Genomic DNA, 14,621 nt, shown 5'->3' with positions numbered 1-14,621 from the left:
CACCGGCCTCCCCACCGCTGTAGTGCCGGCCGCTGGCCGGCATCCGGAAATCCACAGAGTCCGCCATGAGCCGCAAGCACGCCTTCCAGTTCCTCGACCTGCCCCGGACCATGCCGCAGCGCATCCCGGTCGAACTGCGCACCTCCGGCGACTGGGGTGAGCTGTACGGAAAGTTCGGCAAGGAAGAGGCGCAGTACCAGGCAGGCCGCTGCCTGGACTGCGGCAACCCGTACTGCAGCTGGAAGTGCCCCGTGCACAACGCCATTCCGCAATGGCTGCAGCTGGTGCAGGAGAACCGCATCCATGAAGCGGCCACGCTGTGCCACAGCACCAACCCGCTGCCGGAAGTGTGCGGCCGGGTGTGCCCGCAGGATCGCCTGTGCGAGGGCAGCTGCACGCTGGAAGAGTTTGGTGCAGTGACCATCGGCGCGGTGGAGAAGTACATCGTAGACACTGCACTGGCCACCGGCTGGCGGCCGGACATGACGGCGGTGCAGCCCACCGGCCACACGGTGGCCGTGATCGGTGCCGGCCCCGCAGGCCTGGCCTGTGCCGACCGCCTGGCGCATGCCGGCATCACCGCAGTGGTCTACGACCGTTACGAACAGGTCGGCGGCCTGCTGCAGTTCGGCATCCCGAGTTTCAAGCTGGACAAGGACGTGATCCGTCGTCGTCGCGACGTGCTTGAAGGCATGGGCGTGCAGTTCCGCCTCGGCGTGGAGATCGGCCGCGACATCAGCCTGCAGCAGCTGCTGGACACCCATGATGCGGTGTTCGTCGGTACCGGCGCCTACCGCTACACCGATGGTGGCCTCGACGGCCAGGACCTGAAGGGCGTGCTGCCGGCATTGCCGTTCCTGGTGCAGAACAGCCGCATCGTCGGCGGTGATGACCCGCAGGGCCGCCCGATCGCCGGCTGGGAAGACCAGATCGCCCTGCCCGACCTCAATGGCAAGCGCGTGGTGGTCCTCGGCGGTGGCGACACCGGCATGGACTGCGTGCGCAGCGCGGTGCGACTGGGTGCGGCCAAGGTCACCTGTGCCTACCGCCGCGACGAAGCCAACATGCCAGGCAGCGCGCGCGAAGTGGCCAACGCGCGCGAGGAAGGCGTGCGCTTTCTGTTCAACCGCCAGCCGCTGTCGATCGAAGCCGGCGCCGATGACGAAGTGATCGGCGTCACCGTCATCGAGACGCGCCTGGGCGAACCCGATGCCAACGGCCGCCAGAACGCGGTACAGATCGAGGGCAGCGAGTCGCTGCTGGAAGCGGACGTGGTGATCATCGCGTTCGGCTTCTCGCCCAGCGTGCCGTCGTGGCTGGCCGAGCATGGCGTGGAGGGCCAGGCCAACGGCCGCATCCTCGCCGGAGGCAAGGGCAAGCTGCCCTTCCAGACCGCCCATCCGCGCCTGTTCGCCGGGGGTGACGCGGTGCGCGGTGCCGACCTGGTGGTGACCGCGGTGGCCGAAGGTCGCGACGCCGCTGCCAGCATCGCGCGGCTACTGGCGCACTGACAGACCGACCGGCGGCATCAGTACTGCGGCAAGGGTGGCATGCAGTGCTGGGCGGTCGGCCGGCTTGGCGATGAAGCGATCGATGCCGGCGTCGTGACAGGCCTGGCGGGTACTGTCGAGGACGCTGGCGGTCAACGCGATGATCGGTACCCGTGCTGCATCGTCCCGTGGATCGGCGCGGATGGCGCGGGCCAGGGCAAAGCCGTCCATGCCCGGCATGTGGCAGTCGGTGATGACCAACGCGAACCGTTGTGTCTGCCACGCCTGCCAGGCTTGCTCGCCATTGGCGGTGGCATGCACCTGCAGGCCCAGTTCCCGCAGGCGCCGGACCAGCAGCTGCAGGTTGGTGGGATGGTCTTCGGCAACCAGTACCCGCACCGGCGGCAGCGTTGGCAGGTCAGCGGCCTCGCCACGATGCTCCGCCGATGGCGCGTCGCAGGCCGGCAGGTACAGGTCCAGCCACACCGTGGTGCCCGCGCCCGGCGTGCTGCACAGGTGCAGTTGCCCGCCCATCGACGCCGCCAGTTCCCGGCAGATCGCAAGGCCCAGGCCGCTGCCGCCGAAGCGCCGGGTGGTGGAGGCATCGGCCTGGGTAAACGCTGCGAACACCGCCCGCTGGCGCTCGCGGCTGATGCCCACGCCGGTGTCGGTCACCTGCAGCCGCAGCTGCTGGCCATGCTCGCGCTGGTGCAGCACCCGCACCTGCAGGTCCACCCCACCCTGCAAGGTGAATTTCAGCGCGTTGCCCGCCAGGTTGAACAGGATCTGGCGCAGGTGCAGCGCATCCGCCAACGACCCACGCTGAAGCGCGGGATCCACCTCGCAGCGCAGATGCAGACCTTTGCTTGCCGCCACCGGAGCCAGCAGGCGCTGCACCGCCCGCAGCAGTCCGGCCAGATCGGTGGGCAGGCACTGCGGTGACCGTGGCCCCGACTGCAGGCGTTGGCTGTGCAGCACGTCATCGAGGATCTGTCGCAGCATCTGCGCGGCATCATCGATGGTCGCCAGTACCTGGCGCTGGCGCGCATCCAGTGCGCCGCTGCCCAGGCACTCCAGCATCCCCAGCAGCGTGCTCATCGGCGTGCGGATCTCGTGGCTCATGGTGGCCAGGAAATGGGTCTTCGCGGCGGCATCCTGCTCCGCGTCACGCCGGGCATCGTTCAACGCCTGCGTACGTGCGCGCGCCTCGGTGACATCCATCCAGTATCCGCTCCATTCCACGCCGCTGTCGCTGCAGGCAATCGGTCGCCCGTGCGAACGTACCCAGCGCCAGCCGTTGGGGCCGCGCGTGCGGAAAGTGATGTCGATGGGCCCGCGCACCAGTGCGGCGGCGTCGACGCAGGCCAGCACCGAGCGGCGGTCCTGCGGATGGACTGCGGCCAGCAGACTGCCATGGTCGACCCGCGCGGTATCCACGCTGATCCCGAACAGCGCGTGCACGTCGCCGGCAATATGGGGAACGCTGTACTCGCCGGTGCTGCTGCGCCGCGCCCGGTACACCACCGCCGGCAGGTTGGCGGTGACGTCCTGCAGGCGCTGTTCCAGGGCCTGCCTGCGCAGGCCTTCGCGGTGCAGCCGCCAGTAGCCGAACGCATACACCAGGCCCATCGTCAGCAGCACCAGCAGCACAGCGATCGACCCGCGCAGGGGCGACACCGGCGCGTGGCCGCGACGAGGGGACGTCACGATCCAGCGTGCCCGCAATGCCTCGCGCTGCTCCTGTGTCATGCCTGCCTGCAGCTGGTTGAAGCGGGCCACCAGATGCGCGCACGCCGGCAGTGCGGCCAATACCAGTGCATCGCTGAAGCCGGCCGGCGCTGCCACGTCCAGCGCGTCGCCCGGCTGATTGCGCAGCGTGGCTTCCACGTCCACCAGGTTGCCCACCACCGCATCGACCTGGCCGCTGCTCAGCAGCCGCAGTGCCGTGTCCAATGTCGCCACCTGCAGCAGCGGCACGGCCGCACCCGACTCCTCCAGCATCCGGGCAAGTGGCACGATGTCGGGGCTGGCCACGCCGCGGCCGTGCAGTCCGTCGAGGCCGATGATCGGCAGCGCGTCGGGGCGTCGCACGATCACCTGCGGCACCTGCAGGTAGGGCACGCTGGCCATCCAGCCTTTCGGCTTCTGCGCACGCGGCCAGCCAAGCACGGCCTGGGTCCCGGCAGGCAGCGCGCCGGCGGCCAGCGCCGGCGCCGCGACCGGTGTGGCGCGCAGCGTGGGGTACTGCTCCTGCAGCAGCGCCAGGTAGACGGCCACCAGGCCCTGTGGCGTGTCGTCCAGACTGGATGACAACGGTGCACGGTCAGCGGGGTAGGCAAGCAGGATGGGGCCTTCGCACTGTCCGGCCCAGGCCTGTGCTGACAACAGCGACAGGGCGACGATGCGGGCCAACGGGCCAGCGACATTCACGGTGGACATCCTCATGTCGCATGCAGGGGCATGGCCGCATCGCGGTACGACCTCCCGTCACGCTAGCGACGCGCTTCCCAGCAACAATGAGGAAATTTGTAAAACCCTCCGAAACCGTCAATAGCGACATACACTGCCGCTTCTACCGATCCCGGAGCTTTCGATGCGCATCGGCCTGGCCGCCAACCGTCTCCATCACAACGACGCGCGCGCGGCACTGTTCCGCTGGCTGCGCGCCAGCGAACCCGGGCTGCGCGAACTGGGCGTGACGCTGTGTGCGGTCGGACGTACCCACGATGCGATCCAGCGCAACGGTTTCCTTGCCGGTTACGACGGCCTGCAGCGCTATCCGTACGGTCGCGAAGGCGGGTTGATGAAGCTGGTGGCCGAAGTGGTGGGCATGGGCGCCGAGCGTACGCTGGACGGTGCGGTCTATCTGATGGATCCGGTGGATCCTTCCTCGGTGTTCCCCGAGGCGACCGCGCTCAAGCGCCAGTGCGTGATCCACGGCAAGCCTTTCATTTCCACCGTGGCCACCGCCCGCGACTGGATCGAGGTGGAGCGCGTCCATGCTGGCCTGGCCGCCGATGCCGGCGCCGACGACCTGCATGCGTTCGAAGGGCAGACGCTGGCGTTGATCGCACACGATGCGATGAAGCCGGCGATGCTGGCGTTCGCCGATGAACACTTCGACGTGCTGGCGCGTTTCGGCGAACGTGTAGCCACCGGTACCACCGGCCAGCGCTTGAACGAGCTGGCCTGGAGCCGCGGCTGGCCCGCGGATACGGCATGGGTGACGCGCTACCAGAGCGGTCCGATGGGGGGCGATGCGCAGATTGCCGACCGCGTGCTGGAAGGTCGTTGCCAGCGTGCGATCTTCTTCGAGGATCCGCATGTGGCGCGCCAGCATGAAGCGGACATCCAGCTGCTGGAGCGGGCGGTGACCACGGTGACCGATCAGGCGGTATGCATCACTGCACCGCGCGTGGCGGCGCGGTGGGCGGAGGCTGCGGCCCTGCGTGCGGGTCGATGAGGTTTGCGGCCAACGGCTGAGCCCCTCGTGGTGGCCGTGCAGATCAAAAGCCGTGCTTGGCCGGGCGGGGTGGATTGCGCAGGGGTCGCCGTGAATACGTCCTTGTAGGCTCGGGCGCGCCATCCATGGCGCTTACGCCCCTGCGCAACCCACCCCGCCCGGCCACGGATGGTTTCCGTGCTGACCACGGAAGAGAAGAGGAAGAGCAGGAGCAAAGCGGGTCGCGCGCTGTGCGCGCTTCTGTAGTGCCGAAGGTAGCGGCAGGAGCCGCTGCCAACGTCGCTTGCGACGGCCCGGAGGGTGCCGGTCAGGACGACCGGCATAGCCATGCTCGGCTGCTCTTGGTCGCGATGGCTGAATATCCACGCCGTGCGCGATAGCCGAGCATGGCTCGGCTCTACAAAATCACAGCACTACAGCAGTTGCCGGAGCATGGCCTTGAGGCGTCGCCCTTCCAGCTGGAAGTAGTCGCGCTGCTCGCGCCAGTCGGGGAAGCGTTGTTCCACTTCGTGCCAGAACGCGGGCGAGTGGTTGGCCTGGATCAGGTGGCAGAGTTCGTGCACCAGCACGTACTCGAAGGCGGCGGGACGGCCCAGTACCAGTGCCAGGTCCAGCGCCATGCTGCCGTCAGGGGCCAGCGAGCCCCATTGCGAGGACATCACCTTCAACCGCAGGCGGCTGGGCGCGCGCGGCAGGCCGGGCAGGTACTTCGGCAACCAGCGGCCGACATCGGCGCGGGTCTGTGCTTCATAGAATTCGCGCAGCAGGCGGCGCAGGGTCGCATCGCCGCCCCGGCTCGGCCATTGCACGCAGGCACCGTGTTCGTCGATTTCCAGCCGTGCGTAGCGGCCTTCCTGCCAGCGCAGTGGCAACAACTCGCCGCGCAGCGGCAGCACCCCTTCAACGCCGGGCTGCAACGCGGCGGGCAGACCATGCCCCTGGTAGTGGCGCAGCTGCAGCCCCAGCCATTCGCGATGCAGTTCGAGGAAGCGCTCGCCCATCACCAGGCTGGCACGCGGCGGCAACGTCAGTCGTGCGCCGCGCTCATCGACGCTGAGCTTGATCCGGCGCGCGCGTGGATCACGCACGCGCAGTATCTCGATCTCGACATCCTCCAGGCGCAGGCGAACGGTATCGCGCTGCACGGTGGCGGGTGGGACCGGCGAGATCAGGCGGCGCAGCAGACGGCTCATGGTCCCAGCATAGCGCCGTGCGAGGCCGCCGGATGACCGGCGGCCGACGGCCTGCCTGTTCAGTCAGCCTTGCTGAGCTTGAAGGCTTCTTCAAGCAGGAGGAACAGGCGACGGATCTCCGCGCTCTGCAGGGCGAAGCGGGCGTCGAACTCGGCACGGCGGCCGTCTTCGTCGGCATGTTCCAGCTGGTCCAGCGCGCCGTCCAGGAACTTCAGCTTGCGCACGATCAGGTCGTCGCCCAGCACGAAGGACAGGTTGTCCTCGAACACCAGGGCCAGCTTGGTGACCTGCTTGCCGGCATCCAGGTGCTTGTCGATCTCGTCGCAGCGCAGTTCCTGGTGCTGGCACTTGACCACCGCGCCGCCTTCCACCGGGTCCTTCATCTCGCACTCCTCGCCCAGGCTGAAGCCGGTGGGCAGGGGCTCGCCGGCGATCCAGCCGGTCAGGATCGAACGCGGCGCGACTTCGGCGTTCAGCGGCATCGCCGGGAAGCTGCCGAGCAGGCCGCGGATGTCGGACATGAAGTATTCGCCGGTCTTGCGGCTGGAGGTGTCCACCGCCACATAGCCGTGCAGCTGGTCGATGAAGGCATCGTTGCGCGAGGACTTCACGAAGGCGCGCGGCAGCAGTTCATGCAGCAGGTCGTCCTTCATGCGCTTGCGCTCGCGGCCACCGGGGCGGCGGCCTTCCTTCTCTTCGATCTCCTCCAGCTTGCGCTCGAGCAGGTCATTGACCACCGCGCCGGGCAGGATCTTGTCCTCGCCACCGACGGTCAGCCACAGGTGTTCGGCAATGCGGTGCGAGAGCACTTCCTTCTCTTCGCGGCCGAATGGCGAGATGAAACCACGCGAGTTCATTTCCAGTGCGCCCACCGGCTTGAGCAGGGCGTGCGGCAGCAGGGTGTCGACTTCGGAAAAATCAGTGGCAGTCGGGAAGCGGAAGAACGTCAGGTTGCGAAAGAACATGGAATTCCGGTGTCTGAAGAAGAAGGGCGCCCGACCTTAAACGGCAGGCGTCTCGGGAACTGCGTCGGCCGGCCAGGCATCGGCATGCGCCGCATCGCCACGGCGGCCCAGGGCCATGAAATCGAACAGGGCGGCATCGGCCAGCTGCGCAGGTCGCACGTCGGCCATTGCACGTGCGATCTGTTCAATGCGCCCCGGATGGTCCTGGTCCCACTGCTTGAGCATCAGGCCGACCTGCCGACGCTGCAGGTTTTCCTGGCTGCCACACAGGGTGCAGGGAATGATCGGGAAACGGCGCGCCTGCGCGTACTGCGCGATGTCGTGCTCGCGCACGTACGCCAACGGGCGGATCACCACGTGCTGGCCATCGTCGCTGAGCAGCTTCGGTGGCATGGCGGCCAGCTTGGCGTGGTGGAACAGGTTCAGGAAGAACGTGGCCACCACATCATCGCAATGGTGGCCCAGTGCGATCTTGCTGAAGCCATGTGCCTTGGCGTGGTTGTACAGCGCGCCACGGCGCAGGCGCGAGCACAGCGAACACATCGTGCGGCCTTCCGGGATGACCCGGCTGACCACTGAATACGTGTCCTGCTCGATGATCTGGTACGGCACGCCCAGCCCGGCCAGGTACTCCGGCAGGACGTGCGCGGGGAAACCCGGCTGTTTCTGGTCCAGGTTCACCGCCACCAGTTCGAACGGCACCGGCGCCTTTTTCTGCAGCTGCAGCAGCATGTCCAGCAGGGTGTAGCTGTCCTTGCCGCCGGACAGGCAGACCATGACCTTGTCGCCTGCTTCGATCATTCCGAAGTCGGCGATGGCCTGGCCGACCTGGCGGCGCAGGCGCTTGCCCAGCTTGTCCGCCCCGAGCCCGTCCACGCGCGGATCGCGCGGAACGCGCTGCGGGGGATCGGGCAGGGAGATCACGGCGGACATGGTGCCATTCTACCGGCTTGTGGCAGCCCGGACCCGGGGTCGGGATTCCCCTCTCCCGGCAGTCATCGTCGCTGTGTATGCTCGGAGACCGTGGACACCTACAACCCCGCCGAAATCATCGAACACCTCGTCGCCCTGCGCGCCGAGCACCGGTCGCTGGATGAACAGATCGCGCGCATGGCCGCCAACGGCGAAGATGAGCTGGAGTTCAAGCGCCTGAAGCGGCGCAAGCTGCAGCTGAAGGACTGCATCACCAAGCTGGAAAGCCTGCAGATTCCGGACGAACCGGCGTAACCGGTGGCCCATCCACGCATGGCGTGGATCTACTGGCCTACGCCGCCCCGAACGCCGATGGCACAGCGGCAGCTTATGGATCCACGCCATGCGTGGATGGGGCTCTGCATCAACGCGGCAGGGCCAGCTCCGCACTCCAGGCCGCCTCACCGTCCACGGTCAGGTCGCAGTGGCGCACGTTGTCGGCACCGGAACAGCGCAGACCCAGCGGGTGCCCGTACCAGTCACCGGCAAGACTCTGGCGAGCGGCGGATTCATCACCGCTGATGCGCACCTCGCCGGCCAACCATAAGCGGTAGCGCACCGGTTGCCCGGCCTCGATACACAGGCGCACCGGCGCATCGGCCAAGCGCCCGGGCAGGTTGTCGTCCACGCAGGCTTCTGCAGCCTGCGCCGAAGTAGCCGCAAGGCCTCCGGCCGCGATCAACGCGGCCAGGCCCGACAGGCGCCGCAGGTTCAATCCTGCGGTGCCGGTTCGTCCGGGCGCGCCGCTTCCGGGCTGACCCGTTCGATGGTGTGGCGCAGTTCGCGGCCGAGGATGAACTTGGCATCCTTGGCCCAGGCATCCAGGCGCTCGTCGAACAGCAGCTTGCTGTTCTCGTCCGGCCACACCAGGCGCAGCTCGCGCAGCTTCTGGATGAAGCCGCGGAACAGCGACTTGTCGAAGAACTCCGGTGCGGCCGGCGCATAGAGCAGGCTCAGGCGCTGTGCAGCCTGCTGGCACAGGCTCTCCAGCTCGGCGGCGCCGAGCGTGCCCGGGCCGTTCTTCACCAGCACCGAAATGGCGATGTAATAGCGCTCGAACGCCTGCTGCAGCGAATGGCCGATCGCGCGCAGGCGGAACACTTCGTCGGTCTGCCCGGTGTTGCGCGCAAGGATGCCGCCGTCGTCTTCGTTGACGTTCTGCAGCAGGCCCTCACGCACGAACACGTCGATGGTCTGGTCGATGCGCTGGGCGAACTCGTCCTCGGTCCACGGCAGGAACAGTTCGGCCTGCAGGAACGGGTACACCGTGCGGCCCAGCTGGACCAGGCCGGTGCGGCTCATGCGGCGGTTGTTCTGGAAGCAGCAGGCCACCCACGACGACGCGGTGAACAGGTGCACCACGTTGTTGCGGAAGTAGCTCAGCAGCACCGCGGTATCGCCGCTGACGCTGAGCACGTCGCCCAGCGGGTGCTTGATGCGGGTGAGGACGTTGATCTCTTCGGCGTGGGCGATGATCCGCTCCGGAGAGTGCGGGGTCACCGTCACCCGGCCCGAATACGGCATCTCCACCAGCAGGGTCTTGCACAGCTCGATCTGCGCGATCAGGTCGGCCTCGCCCATCGCATGCTTGGGCGTGGACAGCAGCGCCAGCGCCAGCAGGTTGATCGGATTGACGTCGGCGGCGCCGTTGATGCGCACCTGGATGCGCTCGGCCAGGGTGTCGACGGTGGTCGACAGCCACGAGGGCTTCTCGTCCTCGGACACCGCCTCGCCACCCCACTCCGGAGCCTTCTCGGCCAGCACATCGTTCAGCGCGATGGGTTCGCCGAAGTTCACCACCACCTGGCCGTAGTTCTGCTTGAGCACCTTGGGGATGCCCCACAGCAGCTGCCAGATCGATTCCTTCTCCTTGGGCCGCCCGGACAGTTCATCCAGGTAGCTGCCGCCCTCCATCAGCTTCTCGTAGCCGATGTAGATGGGCTGGAACAGCACCGGCTTGCGCGGCTGGCGCAGGAACGCGCGCAGGGTCATCGAGATCATGCCGCCCTTGGGCTGCAGCAACCGGCCGGTACGCGAGCGCCCGCCCTCGACGAAGTACTCGATGGAATAGCCGCCGGCGACCAGCTGCGCCACGTACTCGCTGAGCACCGCCGAATACAGCGCGTTGCCGCGGATCGAGCGACGGATGAAGAACGCACCGCCCTTGCGCAGCAGGGTGCCCACCACCGGCAGGTTCAGGTTGATGCCGGCCACGATGTGCGGCGGCACGATGCCGCGGTCGTACAGCAGGTAGGACAGCAGCAGGTAGTCCATGTGGCTGCGGTGGCTGGGCACGTAGACCACTTCGTGGCCCGGCGCTGCGGCCTTGAACTTGTCCAGGTGGTGCACCAGCACGCCGGCGTAGATGCGGTTCCACACATGGCTGAGCATGAAGCTGGCCGAGCGCACCACCGGGCTGGAATAGTCCGCGGCGATTTCCCAGGCGTAGGCGTGCGCCTTCTTCCAGGCATCGCTGGTTTTGCTGTTGTCGCGCTTGGCCTGCGAGGCGATCGCCTCGCGCACCGTCTCGGCGGCCAGCACCTGGTCCACCAGCAGGCGCCGGGTCGACAGGTCAGGACCGATCACCGACTCGCGGATGCGGCGGAAATGGGTACGCAGCACGCGCTGCAGCTTGCGCACCGTACGCTCGGGCTCCAGGCCCTCGTCGACGGTGCTGCGCAGCGAGATCGGCGGTGCGAAGCGGACGATGGTGTTGCGGCCGTTCAGCAGCAGGCCGAGCAGGCGGCGGAAGCGGCCGACCAGCGCCCAGTTTTCCGAGAACAACACGGCGAACCAGCCGCTCTGCTTGTCCGGGGCGCGGCCGACGAAGATCGACACCGGCACCAGGTGCACATCCAGGTCGTCGCGCACGCGATGGGCCTGCAGGACCTTGGCCAGCGAATCGGAATGGGTCTTGGCGCCGCGCTGCTCGGGAATCAGCGAGTTGCTGGAGCTGCGGCGCGACAGGGCCAGATAGGCGCGCTTGCGGCCGGTGGGGTCACCGGCCAGCGGTACCAGCGGCGACGGTAGACCGGCCTGGCGACAGGCCTTGTCCAGGATCAGCGCGTTGGACAGGCCGTAATCTTCCAGCACGTACATGACCGGGCGGCCATCGTTGTACTGTCCCGGGTCTTCCGGCTCGATCTTCAGCGACAACCATGGCTCCACCAGGCGCCCGAGCAGGCGCGCCCACAGTGGGCGGCGGCCGGCAGGACGCGCGTGCACGGGCGTCGCCGCCGGCGGCGTGCCGGCGTCGGTCGAGGGGGACGCCGGCGCCGTGTCGGCGGGCGTCGGCTGGGATTCTTCGCCGGGGAACGGCAGCGGGTTCTGTTTCGACATCGACGTCATTATGGCTTAGCCGATGGCGTTGCCGCTTCCCCATCGGTTGCCGGGGGGGTGACAGGGTCCGGAGCAGCGGCGGCGCGCGCCGCATCAGCCTGACGCAGCAGGGCGTCGGTATCGGCCAAGGTGCGGGTCAGGTACCAGTGGCCCTCACGCCGGCTCAGCGGCACCTGCACGGTCATCGCGCGGCCGGCGAGCTCGTACTGAAGGCGCACCAGGGCATTGTCGCCTTCCACCGACAACAGCTCACCACGCACGCTGCGCAGCGCCTCGTCCACGCCCAGCCCGTAGCTGGCCAGCACGGCCTTCACCGTCTGGATGAACGGCGCCAGCTGCTGCAGGCTGCCTTCCATGCCCGCGGCCTGCAGGCCGGCGTCGTCATGGAAACCGACCTTGGCCGCGGCGCCTACGAGGGCGGCGATGCTGCTGCGGGCCCTGGCACGGTCGCTGATGGGCGCGTCCTGTGCCCAGGCCGCCAGGGTCTGTACCAATTGGATGTAGTGCGCCTGCTGGCCGGGCGTATAACCCTTCTGGTGCCGCAGGTACTGCACACCGAAGTTGCCCATCGACTGCGCGGCCTGACGTACGGCGCGGGCCTGGCCAGCCAGCTGGCGGTCGAAACTGCGCTGCAGCTGCACGCTGGCACCGGGCTCACGCAGCGCCGCCAGCATCGGCAGCAACTGGTCGCCGAGCGGCAGTCCGGTCAGCGGCCACTGGCTGTGGCCGTCGGCCCATGCCTGCTGCAGGCGCTGATACTGGCTGGGGGGCACCGACAGCTTCGCATAGCCGACCAGATCGTCCTCGGCCAGCCGTCGCGCCATCGCCTGTACTGCGGCGACAGGTTCGGCCGGCGCGGCGGCCGGATCACTGCCGGATTCACGGCACGCGGCGATGGCCAGCAGCAGCATGGCCGCCAGCCCCCATCCCCGCGCAGACCTTCCTCGCACTACAACGCTCATGCAATCGGACTCCCCGGACCGGTCCGCATCTTGCGGCCTGCGACGTGACAGCGGCAAGCCGGGCCGTCACGGTTTCTGCCATGACCCGACTGCGCGGTGGCTCCATGCCGCGCGCCGACGGGCCTCTCCGTACCGGGCGGACAAAAAAAAGAGCCCGGATCACAGGGATCGCAGACTCTTCAAACCGGCGCAAGGCCGGTGGACAGTGTTGTGGCGCATGTCCGGTCCGAAGACCGGATGGCGGCGATCCTACGCTGCCCACAAAGTTAACGCAACACATGACAAAACAACATTCAACTCATTGATTTTATTGGATCGGTCGCGTCACCAGATCCCTTCAATGAAATCTACGGCATGTTTTCCGGCGATTCGGGCATAAACGTCGCGGTCGCCGGCACACCGTTTCCCCGGCCCGGGCCGGGTGCGTCAGGGCAACAGGCATAAACGAGAACGCCACCCCGCATTCGACGGGATGGCGTTCGTGGTGCCGCCGTGGCCGCCTTCGCGGCGGTGCTCAGCGCGTGGCCAACGCCGTCGCGATTTCCTGCTGGATCGCGCGTGCGGCGGCCTGCGGATCAGATGCCAGGCGGATCGGACGACCGACCACGATGGCATCGGCGCCATCGGCAAAGGCCTGCGCCACCCCCACGGTACGCTTCTGGTCATCGCCGACCGGGCCACCGGGGCGGATGCCCGGGCACACGATCGAGAAACCGGCGCCGGTCGCGGCGCGGATCGGACCCGCTTCCTGGCCGGAGGCGATCACACCGTCGATACCAGCGGCCTGTGCGGCCAACGCGCGCTCGACCACGACCTCCACCGGCTCGCGGTCGATGCCCATCTGCGCCAGGTCCGGGCGGCCCATCGAGGTCAGCACGGTCACCGCCAGCAGGCGCATGTCGCCGCTGTTGGCGGCCGCGCAGGCTTCCATCATCGCCGGGTGCCAGCCATGGATGGTGGCGTAGCTGACCGGCCACTGCGACAGGCGCTTGATCACCGCAGCGGCAGTGGCCGGGATGTCGAAGAACTTCAGGTCGACGAACACGCGCTTGTTACGGCGAGCCAGCTCGTCCAGCACCTGGAAGTACTCGCCGGAGGCCAGCAGTTCCATGCCGATCTTGTAGAACGCCACGCTGTCGCCGAGGCGCTCGACCCAGTCCAGCGCCTGCACGCGGTCAGGCACGTCCAGCGCGAAGATCAGGCGCTCTTCATCGCGCAGCGGCAGCGGCGCGCAGCTCACGGTGCATAGTCCAGGGCAGCGCGCTTGGCGTCGTGGCGGGCCTGGCGCGACTGGCTGTAGTCGTTGTTGAACTGCGCCGGTTCGAAGCCGCCGTAGGTCGGGTTCGGCAGCATCCACCAGCGCTCGCCGAACCAGTCGTGGTACTGCTGCAGCAGCGCATCGCGGCCGTCGTTGGTGTTGGCGGTCACTTCGACGAAGTCACCCAGCTGGTCGCCGAACTGCATCAGCACGCGGTACTTCTGCCCGGCCAGGCGGCGGCGGCAGTTCTTCTCGCTGCCGGCCTGCTCGCAGCCTTCAACCACGGTGCCCAGGCCGAGGAACACGCTGTCGTCGGCCACCGGCAGGCCCTGCTCGCGCAGGTTGGCCAGGGTCGCGTCCTTCAGGTGCACGGCGCGGTTGGAGATGTACAGCAGGGTCACGCCCTTGGCGTTAGCGGCCTTGGCGAAATCGACCACGCCCGGGATCGCCTTGGCCTTCTTTTCGGCCACCCACTGGTCCCAGGTCATTTCATCGTATTCCTTGCCGTCGCGGACCAGGCGCGCCTGGTAGGGCGAGTTGTCCAGCACGGTCTCGTCCACGTCCAGCACCACCGCCGGCTTCAGGCCCTTGGCCTCGTTGCCGCGTTCTTCCGGCACCAGCGCGTCCCAATGGGCTTCCTTCAGCGCCACATCGAGGTGGTCGGCGGCAGCACGGTAGGTCTGCTCGGTGATCGCCTTGTACTCCTGCGCGCGCTGCATCCACAGCACCGCGTTGAGGTTGTCGTTGGCGGTCAGATCGGACGTGCCTTCAGCCTTGGCAGCGGCGGCCGGAGCCTCCGGCGCAGCGGCGTCGGCGGCAGGCGCGTCCACGCGCTTGCAGGCGGACAAGCCCAGCGCCGCGGTGGCGAGCAGGGTCAGGGACAGGGAAACGGGACGACGCATGAAGATCACCGGCAATCAGATATACCGGCCCATTTTACCGGCAAAGGCGGCCCCGGGACGGCTATGCTTGATGGTTG

General features: G+C 67.8%; 12 protein-coding genes. 3 read left to right on the top strand and 9 right to left on the bottom strand.

Features of this window, described 5'->3' with window-relative positions; genetic code table 11:
• Positions 1–65 precede the first annotated feature (65 nt).
• Positions 66–1,511, top strand: coding sequence for an FAD-dependent oxidoreductase (locus AC1DKR_RS06915; protein ID WP_312786732.1), 1,446 nt, complete (start codon positions 66–68; stop codon positions 1,509–1,511).
• On the opposite strand, the gene AC1DKR_RS06910 is transcribed toward AC1DKR_RS06915, so the two are convergent.
• The gene (locus AC1DKR_RS06910; protein WP_414716112.1) at positions 1,497–3,929 is read right to left on the bottom strand and encodes an ATP-binding protein; all 2,433 of its coding nucleotides are present in this window, start codon (positions 3,927–3,929) and stop codon (positions 1,497–1,499) included. The two genes, AC1DKR_RS06915 and AC1DKR_RS06910, sit on opposite strands and share 15 nt — an antisense overlap.
• A gap of 154 nt (positions 3,930–4,083) precedes the next feature.
• Here AC1DKR_RS06910 and AC1DKR_RS06905 point away from each other — a divergent pair, with 154 nt between their 5' ends.
• A complete protein-coding gene (locus tag AC1DKR_RS06905) occupies positions 4,084–4,953 on the top strand; it encodes a methylglyoxal synthase (RefSeq protein WP_312787034.1) in 870 nt (289 codons plus the stop codon).
• A 413-nt stretch (positions 4,954–5,366) separates the two neighbouring features.
• Here AC1DKR_RS06905 and AC1DKR_RS06900 read toward each other — a convergent pair whose 3' ends face one another.
• Genes AC1DKR_RS06900 through ttcA form a run of 3 tightly spaced genes read right to left on the bottom strand, consistent with a single transcriptional unit; the run spans position 5,367 to position 8,044 of the window.
• Complete coding sequence (locus AC1DKR_RS06900; RefSeq protein WP_025875417.1) at positions 5,367–6,146, bottom strand: M48 family metallopeptidase; 780 nt, start codon at positions 6,144–6,146, stop codon at positions 5,367–5,369.
• A 59-nt stretch (positions 6,147–6,205) separates the two neighbouring features.
• Entirely contained in the window at positions 6,206–7,111 is a 906-nt protein-coding gene (locus AC1DKR_RS06895; protein WP_025875418.1) for a recombination-associated protein RdgC, read from the bottom strand.
• A 36-nt stretch (positions 7,112–7,147) separates the two neighbouring features.
• A complete protein-coding gene (gene ttcA, locus AC1DKR_RS06890) occupies positions 7,148–8,044 on the bottom strand; it encodes a tRNA 2-thiocytidine(32) synthetase TtcA (RefSeq protein WP_025875419.1) in 897 nt (298 codons plus the stop codon).
• 90 nt (positions 8,045–8,134) lie between these two features.
• On the opposite strand from ttcA, the gene AC1DKR_RS06885 reads away from it, so the two are divergent.
• A complete protein-coding gene (locus tag AC1DKR_RS06885) occupies positions 8,135–8,338 on the top strand; it encodes a YdcH family protein (RefSeq protein ID WP_478031961.1) in 204 nt (67 codons plus the stop codon).
• A gap of 109 nt (positions 8,339–8,447) precedes the next feature.
• Here the strand turns inward: AC1DKR_RS06885 and AC1DKR_RS06880 are convergent, their stop codons facing one another.
• From AC1DKR_RS06880 to AC1DKR_RS06860, 5 genes are all read right to left on the bottom strand, one after another.
• Positions 8,448–8,798, bottom strand: coding sequence for a hypothetical protein (locus AC1DKR_RS06880; protein ID WP_478031959.1), 351 nt, complete (start codon positions 8,796–8,798; stop codon positions 8,448–8,450).
• Positions 8,795–11,431 carry a glycerol-3-phosphate 1-O-acyltransferase PlsB gene (plsB, locus tag AC1DKR_RS06875; RefSeq protein WP_025875424.1) on the bottom strand — a complete coding sequence of 879 codons (2,637 nt, stop codon included), beginning with the start codon at positions 11,429–11,431 and terminating at the stop codon, positions 8,795–8,797. Before plsB ends, AC1DKR_RS06880 begins: the two co-directional genes overlap by 4 nt.
• Entirely contained in the window at positions 11,431–12,384 is a 954-nt protein-coding gene (locus AC1DKR_RS06870) for a hypothetical protein (protein ID WP_363734180.1), read from the bottom strand. Before AC1DKR_RS06870 ends, plsB begins: the two co-directional genes overlap by 1 nt.
• Positions 12,385–12,898: 514 nt before the next feature.
• A complete protein-coding gene (gene pyrF / locus AC1DKR_RS06865; protein ID WP_478031956.1) occupies positions 12,899–13,624 on the bottom strand; it encodes an orotidine-5'-phosphate decarboxylase in 726 nt (241 codons plus the stop codon).
• The gene (locus AC1DKR_RS06860; protein ID WP_428709476.1) at positions 13,621–14,544 is read right to left on the bottom strand and encodes a 5'-nucleotidase, lipoprotein e(P4) family; all 924 of its coding nucleotides are present in this window, start codon (positions 14,542–14,544) and stop codon (positions 13,621–13,623) included. Before AC1DKR_RS06860 ends, pyrF begins: the two co-directional genes overlap by 4 nt.
• Positions 14,545–14,621 lie beyond the last annotated feature (77 nt).

Source organism: Stenotrophomonas sp. 01N47, assembly GCF_056399165.1.
This window is presented reverse-complemented; position numbering and strand designations above follow the sequence as displayed.

Coding starts and splice junctions, on each gene's coding strand:
- AC1DKR_RS06915 (WP_312786732.1), top strand. CDS start 66: ATGAGCCGCAAGCACGCCTTCCAGTTCCTCGACCTGCCCCGGACCATG.
- AC1DKR_RS06910 (WP_414716112.1), bottom strand. CDS start 3,929: ATGTCCACCGTGAATGTCGCTGGCCCGTTGGCCCGCATCGTCGCCCTG.
- AC1DKR_RS06905 (WP_312787034.1), top strand. CDS start 4,084: ATGCGCATCGGCCTGGCCGCCAACCGTCTCCATCACAACGACGCGCGC.
- AC1DKR_RS06900 (WP_025875417.1), bottom strand. CDS start 6,146: ATGAGCCGTCTGCTGCGCCGCCTGATCTCGCCGGTCCCACCCGCCACC.
- AC1DKR_RS06895 (WP_025875418.1), bottom strand. CDS start 7,111: ATGTTCTTTCGCAACCTGACGTTCTTCCGCTTCCCGACTGCCACTGAT.
- ttcA (WP_025875419.1), bottom strand. CDS start 8,044: ATGTCCGCCGTGATCTCCCTGCCCGATCCCCCGCAGCGCGTTCCGCGC.
- plsB (WP_025875424.1), bottom strand. CDS start 11,431: ATGACGTCGATGTCGAAACAGAACCCGCTGCCGTTCCCCGGCGAAGAA.
- AC1DKR_RS06870 (WP_363734180.1), bottom strand. CDS start 12,384: ATGAGCGTTGTAGTGCGAGGAAGGTCTGCGCGGGGATGGGGGCTGGCG.
- AC1DKR_RS06860 (WP_428709476.1), bottom strand. CDS start 14,544: ATGCGTCGTCCCGTTTCCCTGTCCCTGACCCTGCTCGCCACCGCGGCG.